This window comes from Mesorhizobium sp. NZP2234, assembly GCF_013170765.1.
Classification (GTDB): domain Bacteria; phylum Pseudomonadota; class Alphaproteobacteria; order Rhizobiales; family Rhizobiaceae; genus Mesorhizobium; species Mesorhizobium loti_D.
Map to the genome: position 1 here is coordinate 124658 of NZ_CP033364.1, position 20287 is coordinate 144944.

Genomic DNA, 20287 nt, shown 5'->3' on the forward strand with positions numbered 1-20287 from the left:
GCGGCACCTTGTGGCGCCGCCCCGTTTCGCGAACCTTATTCGGCGATATCGACGCCGTCAAAGCGATGGATGCCGAGCGGATCCATCGCAAAGCCGGAGACGGTCTTCTGCATCGGCATGAACACCTTGGAATGGGCGAGCGTTGCCCACGGTGCCTGTTCCTTGAAGATGACCTGAGCCTGTTCGTAGAGCTTGGTGCGCTCGGCCTGGTCGGAAACCGTCTTGGCCTTGTTGATGAGCGCATCGAAGTCCTTGTTGCACCATTCCGCGCGGTTGTTCGAACCGACGGAAGCGCAGCTCAGAAGCACGCCGAGGAAATTGTCCGGATCGCCATTGTCGCCGGTCCAGCCGACGATGACGGCGCCGTCGTGATCGACCGCCGAAGCGCGCTTGAGGTACTCACCCCAATCATAGCTGACGATGTTGACGGTGACGCCGACCTTGGCGAAATCCGCCTGGATCAGTTCGGCGGTGCGGCGCGCGTTCGGCATGTAGGGGCGCGAAACCGGCATCGCCCAGACGTTCATCTTGAGATCCTTGACGCCGGCTTCCTCAAGCAGCTTCTTGGCAGCGTCCGGATCGTACGGATCGTCCTTCACGTCCTTGTTGTAGGACCACATGGTCGGCGGGATCGGGTTGATCGCCACCTGGCCGGCACCCTGGAAGACCGCGTCGATGATGGCCTTCTTGTTGATGGCCATGTTGAGCGCCTTGCGGACGCGCACATCGTCAAACGGCTTCTGCTGGGTGTTGTACATCAGCGCGCCGACGTTGAGGCCCTCCTGCTCGTCGACCTTCAGGTTCGCATCCGCCTGCAGGCCGGCAATGTCGGCCGGGGCCGGGTACGACATGATGTTGCACTCGCCGGCCTTGAGCTTCTGCGCGCGCACCGCCGGGTCGGTGGTGATGGCGAAGACCAGGTCGTCGATCTTCTGCTTGCCGCCCCAATAGTCCGGGTTGGCCTTGTAGCGGATGGCGGCGTCGGTCTGGTAGTCGACGAAGATGAACGGGCCGGTGCCGACCGGCTTCTGGTTGAACAGTTCAGGCGTCTTGTCGGCCTGCAGCTTGTCGGCATATTCCTTCGACACGACCGAGGCGAAGTCCATGCCCAGCGTCGGAATGAAGGTGATCGCCGGCTCCTTGAGGGTGAACTTCACCGTCATGTCGTCGACCTTCTCGACCTTGGTGATGTTGTCGCCGAACTGGTCATTGTAATACTGGTAGGCAATACCGGGAATGTACTGGAACCACGGGCCGTTCTTGTCGACCTGACGCTGGAACGAGAACACCACGTCGTCGGCGTTGAAATCGCGCGTCGGGGTGAAATAGTCGGTGGCGGCGAACTTGACGCCCTTGCGCAGCTTGAACGTATACTCCTTGCCGTCGTCGGAGATCGTCCAGCTTTCAGCCAGTCCGGGCGAGACCGTGGTCTTGCCGTGATCGAATTCGACGAGACGGTTGAAAACGGTACGCGAGGACGCGTCGAACGTCTGGCCCGCGGTGTACGGCGCCGGATCAAAACCCTCCGGCGATGCTTCCGCGCAATAGACCAGGGTTTTCGCGTTGGCCACGCCTCCCAGGACGCTTGCAGCCAGCAACGCGGCTGCAAAAGTCAATTTCTTCTTCATTGAGCACTCCCTGATGTTCTTCCAAGCCCCTCTATCAGGCTCGCGAAGCGCGCATATAAGCACCGTTTTTCCGGCTTTGGAACACCCCGTTTGCTTACCCCGCGGGAAGCAGGAAAAAAATCCGTAATTTTGCTAAATGGCAGAAAAAATTAGCAGTTTTTTCCATTCACGATATTGTTAACAACCGCATTTTTTTATTGATCCGGCATCTGGCGCCATCATTGCCGCGTCGCGTCTTCAGCCGGCCGCGGACGCGGAAAGATACCGTTCCAGTGTCGCCGGCGGGGAAGATTTTCGACGGCAAATCTTTCGGCGCCTTGCCGCAAGGGCAAGACTTGCACCCCCGCCGATAGAGGCAATACATAGATGGTCTGGCTGGCGGCAGCGGAGGACGTCTCTGTTATCTGGAGGCGGGTGCGGCACCAGGCGACCAAGAGACGGGCGAACAAGAATTGCTAGGGAGGAACGGGTGGCTAAAGCATCGAAGGCGCCGGTGAAAGTGTCGGCCAAGGCGGTTTCGAAACCAGCCGCCGCCGCCGACGGTCAAGGTGAAGCTGCCGCCAAGGCCGCGACCGCCAAGGCAGGCGCAAAGCCCGCCAAGACAGCACCAGCGGCAAAGGCGGCGACCACGGCCAAGGGCGCCACCAAGCCGACCGTGAAAGCCGCCCCCGCAAAGACTTCGCCGAAGGCTTCTCCCACAAAAGCGGCTCCGATGAAGGCAGCGGCGAACAAGACCGGCGCAACGAAGGCCGCATCGCCAGCGAAAGCGACACCGACACCGGCGCCCGCACCAGGCCGGCGACTGCCGAAGGCACTCACCGAACTCGTCGCCGGCCTGCCGGAAAAACCATGGCTGAAAAGCTATCCGAAGAACATGCCGGCCGAGATCGGTCCCCTTCCCCACAGTTCCATCGGCGATTTCCTTGTCGCCGCATGCAAGCAGTTTTCCGGCCAGCCGGCCTTCACCTGCATGGGCAAGTCGATCACCTATGCGGAGCTCGAGCGGCTTTCGGCGGCATTCGGCGCCTATCTGCAGTCGACGGGACTGCAGAAGGGCGCGCGCGTCGCGCTGATGATGCCGAACGTACTGCAGTATCCGGTGGCGATGATGGCGGTGGCCCGCGCCGGCTATACGGTGGTGAACGTCAATCCGCTCTACACGCCGCGCGAACTGGAACATCAGCTCAAGGATTCCGGGGCGCAGGCCATCGTCATCCTCGAGAACTTCGCAGGTACACTGCAGGCCGTGGTCTCCAGGACCTTGGTCAAGCATGTCGTGGTCGCTTCCATGGGCGACATGCTCGGCGGGCTTAAGGGCACGATCGTCAATCTGGTGGTGCGCCGCGTCAAGAAAATGGTGCCGGCCTGGTCATTACCCGGCCATGTCAAGTTCAACGCGGCGCTGAAGGCAGGCCGCGGCATGAATTTCAAGCCGGCCACGGTGGCCGCCAATGATGTGGCCTTCCTGCAATATACCGGCGGCACAACGGGGATCTCGAAAGGCGCGACCCTGTTGCACAGCAATGTGCTGGCCAACGTCGCGCAGAACTCGCTCTGGGTCGAAGACGCCTACACGATCAAGCCGAAGCCCGCGCATCTCAACTTCGTCTGCGCACTGCCACTCTATCATATCTTCGCGCTGACGGTGAACGCGCTGATGGGCATGCAGCAAGGCGCCCAGAACATCCTCATTCCCAACCCGCGCGACATTCCGGGCTTCGTCAAGGAACTCGGGAAATATCCGGTCCACATCTTTCCCGGTCTCAACACGCTGTTCAATGCGCTGCTCAACAATGAGGATTTCCGCAAGCTCGACTTCAAGCCGCTGATCCTGACGCTGGGCGGCGGCATGGCGGTGCAGAAGGGCGTTGCCGAGCGCTGGAAGGCGCTGACCGGCTGTCCGGTCTCGGAAGGCTATGGCCTGTCGGAAACCTCGCCGGTGGCGACCGCCAACAAGTTCACATCGAGTGAGTTCACGGGCACCATCGGCCTGCCGCTGCCCTCGACCGAAATCGTCATCCGCGACGATGACGGCAACAATTTGCCGCTGGGCGAGGTTGGCGAGATCTGCATCCGGGGGCCACAGGTGATGGCCGGCTACTGGAACCGGCCCGACGAGACCGCCAAGGTGATGACCAAGGACGGCTTCTTCAAGTCGGGCGACATGGGCTTCATGGACGAGCGCGGCTACACCAAGATCGTCGACCGCAAGAAGGACATGATCCTGGTCTCCGGCTTCAACGTCTATCCGACCGAACTCGAGGAGGTCGTGGCCATGCATCCGGGCGTGCTTGAGGTCGCGGCGATCGGCGTGCCGGACGAGCATTCGGGAGAAGTGCCGAAGCTGTTCATCGTCAAGAAGGATCCAGCCCTGACCGTGGAAGCCATCACCGCTTTCTGCCGCGAGAACCTCACCGGCTACAAGCGGCCCAAATACATCGAGTTCAGAACCGAATTGCCGAAGACGCCGGTGGGCAAGATCCTGCGGCGGGCGCTGCGCGGCTAGTGATCCTTGCCGACAATGATGCACCGGACCGGCGCCTTCGCCTCGATGCGGCGGAATTCATCAAGGCCAACATGCACCTTGTCCCGGTGCCCGCACTTCCTGAAATCCGGCTCTACACCGCCCATCCGGGCAGCGGATTGAGACGGCTGGTCGAGCCTGAAGACGACGCCGGCGCGGACGCTGACGCGCCAGAACCGCAGCCGCCCTACTGGGCCTATGCGTGGGCCGGCGGCGCCGTTCTGGCGCGCTATATCCTCGACCATCCGATGAGCGTGGCGGGCCGCAGCGTGCTCGACCTGGGCGCAGGGTCCGGCCTGGTCGGCATCGCCGCCGCGAAGGCCGGCGCGTGCGAGGTGGTTGCCGCCGAAATCGACCGCAACGGCATCGCCGCGCTCGGCCTCAACGCAGCCGCCAACGGCGTCGCCATCACGGTGGTGGACGGCGATATCACCGGGGGCCCGCCCCCCTTGGTCGACCTCGTGCTTGCCGGCGATGTGTTCTACGGACAAGACGTCGCGGCGCGCGTCATGCCTTTTCTCGATCGCTGCCTCGCGGCCGGCGTCGAGATCCTTGTCGGCGATCCGGGCCGGGCCTATCTGCCACGGTCGCGGTTGCGCCTGCTTGCGGAATACAAGGTGCCGGACTTCGGAGAGACAAGAGACGCCGCGCTGACGCCGAGCGGCGTCTTTCGCCTCGAGGCCGAGACCGCGCCTGCCTGAAGCGCATCGCCGTGAACCGGACTCGTGCCGCGCACCTCGGGTCTTTGCTCCATGCATGTCGTTCTCCCAAAACCGGGGTCACTTGGGCGACATGCATCAGTGGAGGCGATCAAACCGTCTCCTTGACCCGCGTTGAAAGGAAATCCGGCAGGTCGGCAACCGAATCCAGGATGACGTCGGCGATCTCGGCCAGCGATTCGCGCGTACCGGTGCCGGAAAGCACGCCGACCGCCAGGCCACAACCGCCGGCACGCGCCATTTCGAGGTCGTGGCGGTTGTCGCCGACCATGGCGATCTGCGCCGGCTTCAGCCCAGTGAGGTCGCAGAAGGCCTGGATGGTGTCCGGCGCGGGTTTGGGATTGGCGACCGCGTCGTAGCCATAGGCTGCGTCGAAGAGCTGCGCGACGCCGAGCGTGACCAAGGTCTTTTCCGCGCCGCTGGTCGAATCATTGGTGGCGACGCCAAGCCGGTAGGATGTTTTGTGCAGCACCGCCAAGGTGTCGACGACGCCCGGCAGGGCCACCGCCATCGCCGAGCCCTGCACCGAGGTGATCTCGTTGAAGCGGGCGACGGCCAGCATCTGGTCTTCGTTCGAAAGGCGCGGAAACCAAAGTTCGACGACGTCGAGATTGGTGCCGGAAGCAAATATGGAGTCGGGCTTGAAGCGCCGGTTGGCGAAATCGAAGCCGGCGGCCGCGAGCAGCCTGTCGGCCTTCCAGCGGTCGCCATCGGATGCGTCCATGGCCATGAAGTCGGCAACGCCGAGCCAGGTCGCGTTGAAGTCGACAAGTGTCCCGTCCTTGTCGAACAATATCCCCTTGATGTCTGCCAAGTCGTTCACTCCGAACCACGCAATTGGTGGATGCGTTCCACAAGGCCCCTTGTAGAGGCGTCGCGGTTTGCGGCGCTTTCCTTGCCTTCAACGACAGGCAGCAGGCCGGTCGCCAGTTCCTTGCCGAGCTCGACACCCCACTGGTCGAAGGAATTGATGTTGAACAGCGTGCCCTCGACGAAGACGCGGTGCTCGTAGAGCGCGATCAGCCGGCCGAAGGTGCGCGGGTCGAGCTTGCGATAGAGGATGGTCACCGACGGCCGGTTGCCGGAGAAGACGCGATGCGGTGCTATCTTGTCGACATCCGCCGGCTTCATGCCCTTGGCCAGCATCTGCGCGCGGGCTTCGTCCAGCGTGCGACCCTTCATCAGGGCTTCCGACTGCGCCAGGCAGTTGGAGAGCAGCAGATCGTGTTGATGCCGCAGGTTCGGCTCATGGCCAACGGCCGCGGCGAGGAATTCGACCGGGATGAGGTCCGTGCCCTGGTGCAGCAACTGGAAGAAGGCGTGCTGGCCATTGGTGCCGGGTTCGCCCCAGACCAGCGGCCCGGTCGGCGTCGTAACGGGCGTGCCGTCGAGGGTGACACCCTTGCCGTTCGATTCCATGTCGAGCTGCTGCAGATAGGCAGGCAGCCTGGACAGGCGCTGGTCATAGGGGATGACCGCGCGCGCCGGATAGCCGCAGATGACCCGATGCCACCAGCCGACCAGCCCCAGAAGCGCCGGCAGGTTCCCGGCCAGCGGGGTGCTGCGGAAGTGCTCGTCCATCTCATGCGCGCCGTCGAGGAAGGCGCGGAAATTTCTTGGGCCGACGGCGATCATGACAGGCAGGCCGATCGCGCCCCAGACCGAATAGCGGCCGCCGACCCAGTCCCAGAAGCCGAAGACGCGATCCTGCTCGATGCCGAACTTGGCCACCAGGTCGAGCGCCGTCGAGACGGCGGCGAAATGCTTGCCGACCGCTTCCTTGCCGAGCGCCTTCTGCACCCAGTCGCGCGCCGTCTGCGCATTGGTCATCGTCTCGACCGTGGTGAAGGTCTTGGAGGCGATGATGAACAGCGTGGTCTCGGCGGACAGGCCCTTCAGCGTGTCGTGGATATGAGCGCCGTCGATGTTGGAGACATAGTGCGCGCGCGGTCCGTCATGATAGGGGGCGAGCGCCAGCGTCGCCATGGCCGGGCCGAGGTCGGAGCCACCAATGCCGATGTTGACGATATCGGTGATCTTCTTGCCGGTGGCGCCGGCTGCCTTGCCGGAGCGGATCGCGTCGGCAAAGGCACCCATCGCGTCGAGCACGGAAATGACATCCGCCTTGACGTCCTGGCCGTCGACCGTGACGCCCTTGCCGCTGAGGTTGCGCAGCGCCGTGTGCAGCACGGCGCGGTCTTCGGTGATGTTGATCCTCTTGCCGGCAAACATGGCGGCGCGGCGCCCCTCGAGATCGGCGGCGGCGGCCAGCTTTTCCAGCAGATCCATGGTGGTGGCGTCGACGGCGCATTTCGACCAGTCGAGCAAAAGGTCGCCATCGGTGGCGGAGAATGTCTTGAACCGCTGTGGATCGGCAGCGAAGGCCTGGCGCATGTCGGCTGGCGCCCCGGCGCGATGATCGCGCAAGGCGGCAAGCTGTTTCTGGAAGGCTGACTTATCCACTGGCGGGGACTCCTGGCGTTTTTCGACGCACTCTATCAGACCGGATGTTTCCGGCGCGTGTCGTCGCGACAAAACTATTGAGCCGAATTCCGTCCGGTCAATACGCGGCGATGACGCAGCGCGTCACGAAGTGATGGCATGGATTGTCACAGGAACGATACAGCGCCCGATTTCGGCTGGAAGGATCACTGGTATAAATCCCAAAGATCAGAAAAATTGATTGGCGCAACCCCTTGTGCCACCGTTACATTCGACTGGTCCAGCAAAGCGAAAAAAGCTGGCCATCGAGGAACATCTTCCATGCCACAGAGAAACGACACGGCGATATGGTCCGGCCTGTTCCGGATTTCGGCTGAATCCGGCCAGACCCTGCAGGCGCAGATCCGCCAAGCCATCGTGGCCGCCATCCTGGACCGACAGATCGCCGCTTCGATGCCGCTTCCCTCCTGCCGGATCCTGGCCGAGAAACTCGGCGTGGCGCGCGGAACCGTGGTTCTCGCCTTCCAGCAGCTCGTCGACCAGGGTTTCCTGGTGGCGCGCGAACGGCGCGGCCATTTCGTCAATCCAGACGTGCTGGCGACGCCGGCCAAGCCGCATCAGAAGGCGCCTGACCAGGCCAATGAGATCGACTGGAAGGCGCGCCGGCAGATCGCCGCCAGCGACATGCCGCCGCCGGCCAAGCACGAAAACTGGATCAAGTCGTCCTACCCCTTCGTCTATGGCCAGTTCGACCCGGCGCTGTTCCCGACCGCCGAATGGCGCGAGTGCAACCGCATGGCGCTGGCCGTGCTCGAGATCCGCAACTGGGCGTCCGACATGGTCGATCGTGACGATCCGCTCTTGATCGAGCAGATCCAGGCGCGGCTCCTGCCCCGGCGCGGCATCTTCGCCAATCCCGACGAGATCATCGTCACGCTGGGCGCCCAGAACGCGCTCTACATGCTGGCTTCGCTGTTGATGACCAAGGGCTCGAAGGTGGCAATGGAAGACCCGGGCTACCCCGACGCGCGCTCGATCTTCCGCCTTGCGGGCGCCGAGATCCAGCCTGTGCCGGTCGACCAGTCCGGCATCGTAACCTCTTCTATCCCCAATGATTCCGGCTTCGTGTTCGTCACGCCCAGCCATCATTGCCCGACCATGGTGCCGTTGTCGGCCGAGCGGCGGCAGGATCTGCTGGCACGTGCCAACCGTCACAACCAGATCATCATCGAGGACGGCTATGACAGCCAGCTACTCGACGAGGCGCCGCAGCAGGCATTGAAGAGCCTCGATCGCTCCGGCCGCGTCGTCTATGTCGGCTCGATGTCGAAAACGCTGGCTCCAGGCCTGCGGCTTGGCTACATCGTCGCGTCGGCTGGACTAATCGCGGAACTCAGGGCATTGCGCCGTTTCATGCTGCGCCATCCGCCGGCCAACAATCAGCGCGCCGTGGCGCTGTTCCTGTCGCTCGGCCATCACGAGGCCCTGGTGCGGCGTCTGTCGAGCGCCTTTGACGAGCGGCGCAAGCGTCTGGTCCATGCGATTTCCGCTTTCCTGCCGGAATGGCGTTCGACCGATTCGGCCGGCGGCACGTCGCTCTGGCTCGAGGGGCCGCGGGGCACCGATTCCCGTGGTTTGGCCGAGGCCGCCGCCTCACGCAGCGTCATCATCGAGCCGGGAGACCGCTTCTTCGACCGCACCGAAAAGCCTTCGCGTTTCATGCGGTTGGGCATTTCCTCGATCGCGCTGCAGCACATCGAGCCCGGCATCCGCGAGCTCGCCACCGCGGCCGGACGCAGGCCGGCGGCTGCCTGATCCATCCACCCGATGCTTGGACCAGAACCCCAAAGGCGGCTCCGGTTCCTTTAGCTCTGGCACATGCACCCGAACAGGCTGGCCCATAGGCTGTGCCAAAGCCGGCGGCATAGTCGTGGCACAAAGGGGAAGAAGCAGCCGATGGTGGACCAACCGCCGCCCTGCTTCTGAGAAAGCTGGAGTGTCTCCATGTCAGTGGTTCTTGAAAAGCAGGAAGCGGCGGCGGATCAGCGCTCGCGCCGCTCCGGTGGACGCGAAGCGCGCCGCGCCATGCGGGCCGCGCCGCTCGCCGACGACATCAGGCCGGTGCGCGCCGGCCTCGAGGGCGGCAGCTACGGGCCCTTGCGTGGGAACGATCAGGAGCGCATCCACGAGGCCGTGCTGACGCTGCTGGAGACGGTCGGCTTCGCCAATGCCATCCCTTCCTGCATCGAGGCACTGACCAAGGTCGGCGCCACCCATGGCGATGATGGCCGCATCCGTTTTCCGCGCGCGCTGGTGCTCGACACCATCAAGAAGGCAGCGCGCAATTTCACCTTGCACGGCCAGGACCCGAAACACGACATGGTGATCCAGGGCAAGCGCGTGCACTACGGCACGGCGGGTGCCGCCGTGCATCTGGTCGATGTGGAGAAGCGTGAATATCGCGAATCGCTGCTGCAGGACATCTATGACGCGGCCCGCATCGTCGAGGGGCTCGACAACATCCATTTCTTCCAGCGGCCGATGGTGCCGCGCGACATTCCCGATCCGCTCGAAATGGACTTCAACACGCTCTATGCCTGCGTGATGGGCACGTCCAAGCATGTCGGCACCTCGTTCACGGTGCGCGAGAACGTGCAACCGGCGCTGGAGATGCTCTATGCCATCGCCGGCGGCGAGGAGAATTTCCGCGCCCGGCCTTTCGTTTCGAACTCCAACTGCTTCGTCGTGCCGCCGATGAAGTTCGCCGAGGACGCGTGCGGCGTGCTCGAGGCCTGTGTCGAGGGCGGCATCCCGATCCTGCTTCTGTCGGCTGGCCAGGCCGGTGCGACCGCCCCGGCGGCGATTGCCGGCGCGGTCGTGCAGGCGGTGGCCGAAGTGCTGGCCGGTCTGGTTTATGTCAACGCCATCAAGCCGGGACACCCGGCGATCTTCGGCACCTGGCCGTTCGTGTCGGATCTGAGGACCGGCGCCATGTCGGGCGGCTCGGCCGAGCAGGCGGTGCTGACCGCTGCCTGCGCGCAGATGGCGCAGTTCTACGATTTGCCCGGCGGCTCGGCCGCCGGCATGACGGATTCGAAACTGCCCGACATCCAGTCCGGCTATGAAAAAGGCATCACCGACGTGATGGCCGGCCTTGCCGGGCTCAACCTGGTCTACGAATCGGCCGGCATGCATGCCTCGCTGCTCGGCTTCTGCCTGGAAAGCCTGATCATCGACAATGACATGCTCGGACATTGCCTGCGCTGCGTCCGCGGCATCGAGGTGACCGATGAGGCGCTGTCGATCGACACCATCGCCGAAGTCTGCCTGAAGGGACCGGGCCATTATCTCGGCAACGAGCAGACGCTTCGGCTGATGCAAACCGAGTATTTCTATCCGGCTGTCGGCGACCGGTTTTCGCCGAAGGAATGGAACGAAAAGGGCCGGCCCGACATATTGCAGCGCGCGATCATCGAGAAGAAGCGCGTCCTTGCCGAACGCTTCCCGCGCCATGTGCCGAAGCTGCTCGACGACAGGCTGCGCGCGCGCTTCGGCGACATGATCAAGCTGCCGCGCGCCAATATGGGCGGCTGAGCCTCGTCAAAGCAGTCAGTCGGCGCCCAGGCCGTAGCGTTCAACGACTTCGGCGTTGATCAGCTTGGCGTGCAGCGTCATCAACACGATCCGGGCGTCGAAACTGTCGCCGGCCTCGACCGCGTCCTCGATACGGCGCTCCACGTCCTGCCGCTGCTGCAAGCCGTGGGAGCGCTCGAACGTCTCCGGTCCGGCAACGCAGTAGCTGAACAGTCGCGCCACATCCGGGTAGGCCTGTGGCGGCGGCTCGTCGGACCAGCGATCCTTCATCAGATTGACGAGGGTGAGTTTCACCCCCTCCGGCACAAGCGCGGGATGAAGGTCGGCGTCACGCAATGCCGCATCAAGCTGCCTCAGATCGCCCGATCGTCCGAACATGCCAAGGAAACCGAGGGAAGAGCGTCGCTGCGCCATGATGTTCCAATCCGTTTCCAACCACTTAAATGGTCGGCGAGCGGAATACAAAGGCAGGCGAGCCTCTATCCCCTCGCCGCCAGCAGCAAGACACCGGCAAGGGCCGATCCGGCGAGCGTCGGCAGCACGCCGATCTTCAGCCTCAGGATGGCGATCATCGCGGCGCAGGAAAGCAGCGCCGCCCGCCAGTCGATCGACGAAAGCACCGGGACATTCATGCCGAGACCCATCGCGTGCACCTCGCGGAAAACGACGTGCAAGGCAAACCAAAGTGCGAGGTTCATGACGACGCCGACAACAGCGGCGGTGATCGCCCCCAACGCGGCCGACAACACCCTGTTGCCGCGCAAGGCCTCGATGTAGGGCGCGCCAAGGAATATCCAGAAGAAACACGGCGTGAACGTCACCCACAAAGTCAGCAGCGCGCCAAGCGATCCGCCAAGCAACGGGTTCAGTGACCCGGCGTGACGGAACGCGGCGATGAAGCCGACGAACTGCAACACCAGGATGAGTGGACCAGGCGTGGTCTCGGCAAGCCCAAGACCATCGACCATCTCACCGGGCGCGAGCCAGCCGAAGGACTGGACAGCCGCCTGCGCGACATAGGCAAGCACCGCATAGGCACCACCGAAGGTGACGACCGCCATCAGACTGAAGAACCGGCCTATCTCCGTCCACACGCTGGCGGAGCCAGTGAACCACCAGATAACAAGAACCGGTCCGAGCCAGATCGGCAGCCAGATCGCGACAGTGCGCGGCGCATGCCATCTGGTCGGTTCGACATGGGTCAGTTCGCCGCGCTCGAACATCAGGTCGACGGCTCCCTTGATGTCGGCAACATCGCCCTTGCCGTGCGCGGCGCCGGAAAACAGGCCGGGAACAACGCGGTCTCCCAGCCATCCTGTCAGGCCCGCGAGCAGGATGATGAGCGGAAACGGCACATTTAACGCATAGATGGCGAAGAAGGCGGCAACCGCGATCGACACCATGGCGGGGTTTTTCAGCGCACGCCGTCCGATGCGGATCACCGCCTCGATGACGATGGCAAGCACCGCCGCCTTCACCCCGAGGAACAGTGCCGCGACGAGCGGCATGTCGCCATAGAGCACGTAGAGACTACTCAAGACGAGCATGACGAGCGCGCCCGGTAGGACGAACAGGATGCCGGCGACAAGGCCACCGATCGTCCTGTGCAGCAGCCAGCCGATATAGATGGCGAGTTGCTGGGCTTCCGGGCCGGGCAGCAGCATGCAGTAATTCAGTGCATGCAGGAAACGCTGTTCACCGATCCAGCGTCGTTCCTCGACCAGTTCCTTGTGCATCAGCGCGATCTGCCCTGCCGGCCCGCCGAAGCTGAGCAGCCCGATCTCCGCCCAGACCTTCACGGCTTCGGCAAGGGTCGGTGCCGCCGGCGCTTCGGCGTTCCCCGACCTGTGTGCAGGCACAACGGCGCTCATGACGGTTTACCTGCACCGGGCCAATTGTGCGTTTCCTCGGTGGCATCACGGCACCAGCGGAAGAACGCATCGTAGAGCAGCATGCCTGCTTCCAGTTGCTCCAGATCGTCGCGAAACATCCGCGACAGGCCAAGCGAGGCAGCCAGAAAGCCGGCGGCCTGGGGCACCAGATCGAGACTTGCAGTGTCGGCCGCGCGCACAATCACCGCAAGGCGATCGAGTGCGGCGGATTCCAGGCCGAATTCCTCGATCATCGTATCGAAGGTGCAGCGTTCGCCACGATGGCTCCAGAACACGTTGTCGATGTCGAACGGCTCGGCCTGAAAGCGGTCGGCCACGGCAGGCACTTCGGCCGCCTCGACGAACAGGAAGACAGGGCGAGGATCGATGAAACGCCGGATCAGCCAGGGGCAGGCGATGCGGTCGACCTTGGGGCGGGCGCGCGTCACCCAGACCGTGCGGCCCTTTTCGTCGCGCGGCGGCAATTTGTCGGTGCGGACCAGAAGCGCGTCCGCATCGCGCCAGGCTTCGAAGCCACCTTCGAGGGTTTCGGCGGGAATCCCCCCGTGGCGCAGCCATGCGGCTACACCTTGCGAGAGTTTCCGGCCTTTCTGGCAGACCACCACCACGGGCTTGCCGGCGAAGTCGGATGCCCACGTCGAAACGGTTTTGAAATCGCGACGGACCGAGGCCGGCAGCAGGCGCGGATCGGCGTCGAAATCCTCATCAATACGGACGTCGATGATTGCAGGCGCGCCCGGCAGGCCGACCAGCCGGGAGAGTTGCGATACGGTGATAGCGGTTGTTGACGGCATGGCGTCCACCTCCTGACAGAGAAGCCTGGACGCGAACGTTGGGCTGACGCCTCACGGGGTCGTCGCGATGCACCCCTTGTTATGATCGTGGATTTGTTGGGCACGCTTGTCAAGGATCGTGACCGGTCTCGAACCACGGTCAGGACGCACAATGCCAAATGGAAGAACGGCTGGCGGCCTGATTGATCAAGCTGCCAGCCGTCGATCCGATGTCAGTGATTGTCCCCGGAGCAATCAATGATTGTCCCCGGTGTAATCAATGATTGTCCCTGGGAACGCCGCTGGTATGGGCGACGTCCAGGTATTTCACGGCCGGCTTCAGAACCATCCCTTCGGAGAACTGGTCGACCATGCCGCGCTGGATCTCCTGCCACGGCGTCTGGTGCTTGGGGTAGTGGTAGCCGCCATCGCTCTCCAGCTCGGCGCGCCGCCTGGCAAGCTCTTCATCGCTGATCAGCATGTTGGCGGTGGCCTTGCGCAAGTCAATGCGCACGCGGTCGCCGGTCTTGAGCAGCGCCAGTCCGCCGCCGATCGCGGCTTCCGGCGAGGCGTTGAGGATCGATGGCGAGCCCGACGTGCCCGACTGGCGGCCGTCGCCGATGCAGGCCAGCGAGTGGATGCCCTTCTTGATGAGATAGGCCGGCGGCTGCATGTTGACGACCTCGGCGCCGCCGGGATAGCCGACCGGGCCGGCGCCGCGCATGAACAGGATGGTGTGCTCGTCGATGCCTTGCGCCGGATCGTCGATGCGAGCGTGGTAGTCCTCCGGACCGTCGAAGACCATGGCGTTGCCCTCGAAGGCTTCCGGGTCGTTGGGGTTGGACAGATAGCGCTCGCGGAATTCCGGCGAGATGCCGCTCATCTTCATGATCGCGGAATCGAACAGATTGCCCTTGAAATTGATGAAGCCGGCATTGGTCTTGAGCGGTTTGTCGACACTGTGGATGACGTCGGCGTTTTCGTTTGCGACACCCTTGCAATTGTCGCCGATCGATTTGCCGTTGACGGTCATGGCTTCAGGATAGGGCAGCAGCCCGGCCTTCATCAGTTCGGCAACCACGGCCGGCACGCCGCCGGCATGATGATAGTCCTCGCCCAGATACTCGCCGGACGGCTGCAGATTGACGATGAGGGGCACTTTGAGGCCGACCTTCTGCCAGTCGTCATTGTCGAGCGGCACGCCGAGATGGCGGGCGATGGCATTGAGATGAATCGGTGCGTTGGTGGAGCCACCGATCGCCGAATTGACGACGATGGCGTTCTCGAAGGCCTTGCGCGTCATGATGTCTGATGGCTTCAGATCCTCATGCACCATGTCGACGATGCGCTTTCCCGTCTCGTAGGCGATCTGGCCGCGCTCACGGTATGGCGCGGGGATGGCGGCCGAGCCCGGCAGCTGCATGCCGAGCGCCTCGGCCAGGGAATTCATCGTGGTGGCGGTACCCATGGTGTTGCAGTAGCCGGTGGAGGGCGCCGAGGAGGCGACGATGTCCATGAACTCGTCATAATTGATCTCGCCGGCCGACAGGCGCTGGCGCGATTCCCAGACGATGGTGCCGGACCCGGTGCGCTTGCCCTTGTGCCAGCCGTTGAGCATCGGGCCGACCGACAGCGCGATGGCGGGAATGTTGACGGTGGCCGCCGCCATGAGCAGCGCCGGCGTGGTCTTGTCGCAGCCGATGGTGAGCACGACGCCATCGAGCGGATAGCCGTAGAGCACCTCGACCAGGCTGAGATAAGCAAGGTTGCGGTCAAGGGCCGCGGTCGGGCGCTTGCCGGTCTCCTGGATCGGATGGCAGGGGAACTCGAAAGGGATGCCGCCCATCGAGACGATGCCTTCGCGCACGCGCTTGGCGAGCTCGATATGGTGCCGGTTGCAAGGCGACAGATCAGAGCCGGTCTGGGCAATGCCGATCAGCGGCTTGCCCGACATCAGTTCGGCGCGGGTCAGCCCGTAGTTCAGGTAACGCTCCAGATAGAGCGCCGTCATTCCCGGATTATCGGGATTGTCGAACCACTCCTGCGAGCGAAATTTCTTCTTTCCTGTGGGGGCGCCAGCCATCATGGTCTCCGTATTTGTATGACAAATCGATATGACAACGCGCGGATGCAGGCAAGGGGCACGCGCGATCTGAATCCGGACTTTGGTGCGATAGACATGTATCGGGCCGCGCGCTAGGACCAATCGACATCAATTGCACGGGAGGTCTTGATGGCTTTGGTGATCGAAGGCGAGGAACGCATCGCGGCGCCCGTCCAGAAAGTATGGGAAGCCCTGAACGACCCGGCGGTGCTCAAGGAGAGCATTCCCGGTTGCCAGAGCCTGGAGAAGACGTCGGACACCGAGATGGCGGCGACGGTCGTGCTGAAGATCGGACCGATCAAGGCGACCTTCAATGGCGAGGTGACGCTAAAGAACCTCAAGCCACCGCATTCCTACACGATCCAGGGCGAAGGCAAGGGCGGCATCGCCGGCTTCGCCAAGGGCGGCGCCGACGTGACGCTGACGGCGGATGGGCCGAACGCCACGGTGCTCAGATATGCCGCCAAGGCCGAAGTCGGCGGCAAGATCGCCCAGCTCGGCAGCCGGCTGATCGAGTCGACGTCGAAAAAACTGGCCGGGCAGTTCTTTTCGACATTTGGCGAGAAGGTCGGCGGCTGACCATCCTCCCGGGAGGTCACTCGAAGACGATGCTCGGCACCGCCGCTTCGGCCGCGCCGCGCTCTTCATTGACCCTGTCCCAGACCTTGGCGGCGATGTCGCGATAGGTTTTCGCCGCGGCGCCGTCAGGCTTCGAGACGACCACCGGCGCCCCGGCATCCGAGCTTTCGCGGATGCCCATTTCCAGCGGCACTTCGCCGAGGAAGGTGACGCCGAGGCGTTCGGCCTCGCGGCGCGCGCCGCCATGGCCGAAAATGTCGTAGCGCTTGCCGGTGTCCGGCGCGATGAAATAGCTCATGTTCTCGACGATGCCGAGCAGCGGCACGTCGACCTTCTTGAACATGTTCAGCCCCTTGCGGGCATCGATGAGGGCCAGGTCCTGCGGCGTCGAGACGATGACGGCGCCGGCCAGCGGCACCTGCTGCGCCATGGTCAATTGCGCATCGCCGGTGCCGGGCGGCATGTCGACCACAAGCACGTCGAGCCGGCCCCATTCAACCTCGCGCAGCATCTGTGTGAGTGCCGACATCACCATCGGCCCGCGCCAGATCATCGGCGTTTCCTCATCGACGAGGAAGCCCATCGACATCACCTTGAGGCCGTAATTCTCCATCGGCTTGAGGATCTTGCCGTCAACCGTCTGCGGCCGGCCATGGATGTCGAGCAGCTTGGGCATGGACGGGCCGTAGATGTCCGCATCGAGCACGCCGACCCGCAAGCCATTGGCGGCAAGGCCAAGCGCCAGGTTGACGGCGGTGGTCGACTTGCCGACGCCGCCCTTGCCGGAAGCAACCGCTATGATCGCCTCGATGCCGGGCACGCCGCGCTTCCCCTGGCTGTGCGAAGCGGGGGCATGCGGAGCGGAACGTGGTGCGGCGGGCGGAGCCGGCCTGGGCGCGGGACGCGTCGGAACAGGCGCCTCCATGCCGCCGCCCTTCTTTTCCGCCGTCAACGCGACAACGGCACCGGCAACACCTGGAATTGCCTTGACGACACGTTCGGCGGCGGCGCGCAGCGGCTCCATCTCCTGCGCCCTGGCGGCGGGAACGGTGATCGAGAAGAACACTTTCGAATCGGCGATGAAAATCTCGGAAACCATGCCGAGGTCGACGATGTTGCCGGTGAAATCCGGCCCATTGACCGTCTTCAGACGCTCGGTGACGATTTCCTTGGTGACGGACATGATTTTATCCTGGCGTTGGGCTGCCGCTCAGATAGTGCAGATTGAAGCCGACTCCAAGCGCCACGATGCCTGCGGTCAACCCGTCAGGTTGACGGCGAGATAGGTAAGAGCCGAAATCGCCGCCGTCGCCGGCAAGGTAATGATCCAGGCGATGACGATGTTACCGGCGATGCCCCAGCGCACCGCCGAGACGCGGCGGGCAGCACCGACGCCTATGATGGCACCGGTGATCGTATGCGTGGTCGATACGGGAACGCCGAGCCAGGTGGCGGCGAACAGCGTGATGGCGCCGCCGGTTTCAGCGCAGAAGCCCTGCATCGGATTGAGCCGGGTGATCTTCGAACCCATCGTGTGGACGATCCGCCAGCCGCCGAACAGCGTGCCGAGCGCCAGGGCCGACTGGCAGGTGAGGACGACCCAGAGCGGCACGTAGAATTTCTCGCCGAGCATGCCTTGCGAATAGAGCAGCACGGCGATGATGCCCATGGTCTTCTGCGCATCGTTGCCGCCATGCCCGAGCGAATAGAGCGAGGCGGAAAAGAACTGCAGGACGCGAAAGGTGCTGTCGACGGCGAACGGCGTCTGGCGCACGAACAGCCACGAAACCACCAGGATCAGGACAAGCGCCAGGACAAATCCGGTCGCCGGCGAGAGCACGATCGCGGCGACCGTCTTGCCGAGTCCCGACCAGACGATGGCACCGATGCCCGCCTTGGCAACCCCGGCGCCGACCAGCCCGCCGATCAGCGCGTGCGAGCTGCTCGAAGGGATGCCGGCAATCCAGGTGACGATGTTCCAGACAATGGCGCCGACGAGAGCCGAGAAGATCACCGCCGGCGTGACGATGCTGACATCGACGATGCCTTTCCCCACGGTCTCGGCGACATGCAGGCCGAAGAACATGAAGGCGATGAAATTGAAGAAGGCTGCCCACAGCACTGCATATTGCGGCCTGAGCACACGCGTGGAGACGATTGTGGCGATGGAATTGGCGGCATCGTGCAGGCCGTTGAGAAAATCAAAGAACAGCGCGACGGCGACAAGGCCGGCCAGCAGGGGGAAGGCGATCGCGACGTCCATCGCCTAGACGTTCTCGATGACGATGCCGCTGATCTCGTTGGCGACGTCCTCGAAGCGATCGACCACCTTCTCCAGCTGACCATAGATTTCCGAGCCGATCAGGTAGGCCATCGCGTCACCGCGGCCGTGGCGCCTGAACAGATCCTTCAGACCCTGCTCATGCAAATCGTCGGCCCGGCCCTCGGCGCGCATGACTTCCTCGGCGAGAGCGTTGAGGCGTGCGCTGTTGGCGCCGACCTTGGCGAGCAGCGGGATCGCCTCCGCGACCAGCCGCGCGGCGTCGACGATGACGGCGCCCATTTCCTGCATCAGCGGATCGAACTCCCGCTTCTCGAACAGTCTTACCGTCTTGACGGTCTTGTGCATCATGTCGATGGCATCATCCATCGACTGGATCAGATCCTTGATGTCGCCGCGATCGAAAGGGGTGATGAAGGAGCGTCGTACGGCCAGCAGGACTTCCGCGGTGACGTGATCGGCCTCGTCCTCGAGATCGACGATCTTCTGGCACCAGCGATCGATGTCCTTGCCTTGGAGAAGCTGCTGCAGCGCCTCAGCGCCGCCGACCACCGTGCGGGAATGCCGCTCGAACAGGTCGAAGAAACGATCTTCGCGTGGCAGCAGCTTGCGGAACCAGCCCAGCATGTCAGTCTCCCCTCGCGCCCGGTCCACGACCGTTTCATTGACATAACGCCGCGCGATGCCGCGGGAAACAGTAAGCCGGCTGAAAGATGTGGATGCGGAACGATTGCGCATATCGCTTGCGGCAAAGAACAATTTCCCCGAGCCTGTGCGTGACGACCGGAAGGATGGCATGATCGACAAACTCGAATTCTTCATCGCGCTGGCCAAGGAAGAGCATTTCGGCCGGGCGGCGGAAGCATGTGGCGTGACCCAGCCGACCCTGTCGGCCGGCATCAAACAGCTGGAGGGGCAGCTCGGCGTCATGCTGGTCAATCGCGGATCGCGTTTCCAGGGGCTGACGCCGGAGGGCAAGCAGGTGCTGGTCTGGGCGCGCCGCATCGTTGGCGATTCGAGGACCATGCGCGAGGAGATGCGGGCGGCGCGGCACGGCCTTTCCGGCCGCATCCGCATCGCCGCCATTCCGACCGCGCTCGCCATGGTGGCGCGGCTGACGACGCCGTTTCGCGAAAAGCACCCGGGCGTCACCTTCTCGGTGCTGTCGCGCACTTCGATCGAGGTGCTGTCGTTGCTCGGCAATTTCGACATCGATGCCGGCATTACCTATCTCGACAACGAGCCGCTTGGACGGGTGACCAGCGTACCGCTCTACGACGAGCGCTATCAATTGATCACAGCCATAGGCAACCCTTATTCGGATCGCGACAAAGTGTCATGGGCCGAGATCAGTCAGCTGCCGCTGTGCCTCCTCACGCCTGACATGCAGAACCGCCGCCTCATCGACCAGCATCTGGCCGAGGCCGGCGTGCAGGTGCGGCCGACGCTCGAATCCAATTCGATGATTGTGCTGTTCTCGCATATCCGCACCGGCAAATGGTCGTCGATCATGCCGCTCAACCTCGCGGAAACATTCGGCTTTTCGGAGCCGATCCGGGCCATTCCGATCGTCGAGCCGGATGCCAGCCATACGGTCGGCCTGGTGGCCGCGCCGCGCGAACCGCACACGCCGCTGGTGCAGGCGCTGCTGGACGAGGCAATGGCGCTGGCAGACGATTTCCGCACCCATCGCTAGTTTAGACACGGTGAGCTGACCGTCATCGATAGAAGATTTCTATCGAGCAACGGAT

General features: G+C 63.5%; 16 protein-coding genes. 6 read left to right on the forward strand and 10 right to left on the reverse strand.

What is annotated here, in order from left to right:
• Window positions 1–35: 35 nt before the first annotated feature.
• A complete protein-coding gene (locus tag EB230_RS00590) occupies window positions 36–1628 on the reverse strand; it encodes an ABC transporter substrate-binding protein (protein WP_056569724.1) in 1593 nt (530 codons plus the stop codon).
• Window positions 1629–2097: 469 nt separating this feature from the next.
• On the opposite strand from EB230_RS00590, the gene EB230_RS00595 reads away from it, so the two are divergent.
• Both EB230_RS00595 and EB230_RS00600 read left to right on the forward strand, forming a co-directional pair.
• Window positions 2098–4134, forward strand: coding sequence for a long-chain-fatty-acid--CoA ligase (locus tag EB230_RS00595; protein WP_056569721.1), 2037 nt, complete (start codon window positions 2098–2100; stop codon window positions 4132–4134).
• Between the two features lie 71 nt (window positions 4135–4205).
• A complete protein-coding gene (locus tag EB230_RS00600; protein WP_081295038.1) occupies window positions 4206–4853 on the forward strand; it encodes a 50S ribosomal protein L11 methyltransferase in 648 nt (215 codons plus the stop codon).
• A gap of 109 nt (window positions 4854–4962) precedes the next feature.
• Here the strand turns inward: EB230_RS00600 and EB230_RS00605 are convergent, their stop codons facing one another.
• Window positions 4963–5685: an HAD family hydrolase gene (locus EB230_RS00605; RefSeq protein ID WP_056570422.1), complete on the reverse strand. Its 723-nt coding sequence runs from the start codon at window positions 5683–5685 to the stop codon at window positions 4963–4965.
• 5 nt (window positions 5686–5690) lie between these two features.
• Window positions 5691–7334: a glucose-6-phosphate isomerase gene (gene pgi, locus EB230_RS00610; protein WP_056569717.1), complete on the reverse strand. Its 1644-nt coding sequence runs from the start codon at window positions 7332–7334 to the stop codon at window positions 5691–5693.
• Window positions 7335–7634: 300 nt separating this feature from the next.
• Between pgi and EB230_RS00615 the strand changes: the two genes are divergently transcribed.
• Together EB230_RS00615 and EB230_RS00620 are read left to right on the forward strand one after the other, a co-directional pair.
• Window positions 7635–9128: a PLP-dependent aminotransferase family protein gene (locus tag EB230_RS00615; protein WP_056569714.1), complete on the forward strand. Its 1494-nt coding sequence runs from the start codon at window positions 7635–7637 to the stop codon at window positions 9126–9128.
• Window positions 9129–9317: 189 nt separating this feature from the next.
• Window positions 9318–10907 carry a trimethylamine methyltransferase family protein gene (locus tag EB230_RS00620; protein WP_056569711.1) on the forward strand — a complete coding sequence of 530 codons (1590 nt, stop codon included), beginning with the start codon at window positions 9318–9320 and terminating at the stop codon, window positions 10905–10907.
• A gap of 15 nt (window positions 10908–10922) precedes the next feature.
• Here the strand turns inward: EB230_RS00620 and EB230_RS00625 are convergent, their stop codons facing one another.
• From EB230_RS00625 to EB230_RS00640, 4 genes are all read right to left on the reverse strand, one after another.
• The gene (locus EB230_RS00625) at window positions 10923–11321 is read right to left on the reverse strand and encodes a hypothetical protein (RefSeq protein ID WP_081295039.1); all 399 of its coding nucleotides are present in this window, start codon (window positions 11319–11321) and stop codon (window positions 10923–10925) included.
• A gap of 65 nt (window positions 11322–11386) precedes the next feature.
• A complete protein-coding gene (gene chrA / locus EB230_RS00630; protein ID WP_056569708.1) occupies window positions 11387–12778 on the reverse strand; it encodes a chromate transporter in 1392 nt (463 codons plus the stop codon).
• A complete protein-coding gene (locus EB230_RS00635) occupies window positions 12775–13593 on the reverse strand; it encodes a chromate resistance protein ChrB domain-containing protein (protein ID WP_172374958.1) in 819 nt (272 codons plus the stop codon). Before EB230_RS00635 ends, chrA begins: the two co-directional genes overlap by 4 nt.
• A 256-nt stretch (window positions 13594–13849) precedes the next feature.
• The gene (locus EB230_RS00640; RefSeq protein ID WP_056570418.1) at window positions 13850–15655 is read right to left on the reverse strand and encodes an IlvD/Edd family dehydratase; all 1806 of its coding nucleotides are present in this window, start codon (window positions 15653–15655) and stop codon (window positions 13850–13852) included.
• Window positions 15656–15805: 150 nt separating this feature from the next.
• Between EB230_RS00640 and EB230_RS00645 the strand changes: the two genes are divergently transcribed.
• Window positions 15806–16255: a carbon monoxide dehydrogenase subunit G gene (locus tag EB230_RS00645; RefSeq protein ID WP_056569701.1), complete on the forward strand. Its 450-nt coding sequence runs from the start codon at window positions 15806–15808 to the stop codon at window positions 16253–16255.
• Window positions 16256–16271: 16 nt separating this feature from the next.
• Here EB230_RS00645 and EB230_RS00650 read toward each other — a convergent pair whose 3' ends face one another.
• The 3 genes from EB230_RS00650 to EB230_RS00660 all read right to left on the reverse strand — a co-directional run bounded on the left by EB230_RS00650 (window position 16272) and on the right by EB230_RS00660 (window position 19163).
• On the reverse strand, window positions 16272–17438 hold the full coding sequence (locus EB230_RS00650; RefSeq protein WP_056569698.1) for an Mrp/NBP35 family ATP-binding protein: 1167 nt from the start codon (window positions 17436–17438) through the stop codon (window positions 16272–16274).
• A 75-nt stretch (window positions 17439–17513) separates the two neighbouring features.
• Window positions 17514–18518, reverse strand: a complete 1005-nt coding sequence (locus EB230_RS00655; protein WP_056569695.1) for an inorganic phosphate transporter — start codon at window positions 18516–18518, stop codon at window positions 17514–17516.
• A 3-nt stretch (window positions 18519–18521) separates the two neighbouring features.
• Window positions 18522–19163, reverse strand: coding sequence for a DUF47 domain-containing protein (locus EB230_RS00660; protein WP_140769831.1), 642 nt, complete (start codon window positions 19161–19163; stop codon window positions 18522–18524).
• A 169-nt stretch (window positions 19164–19332) separates the two neighbouring features.
• Here EB230_RS00660 and EB230_RS00665 point away from each other — a divergent pair, with 169 nt between their 5' ends.
• Window positions 19333–20232 (forward strand): LysR family transcriptional regulator, encoded by a 900-nt coding sequence (locus tag EB230_RS00665; RefSeq protein WP_172371030.1) that lies wholly within the window; start codon window positions 19333–19335, stop codon window positions 20230–20232.
• Window positions 20233–20287 lie beyond the last annotated feature (55 nt).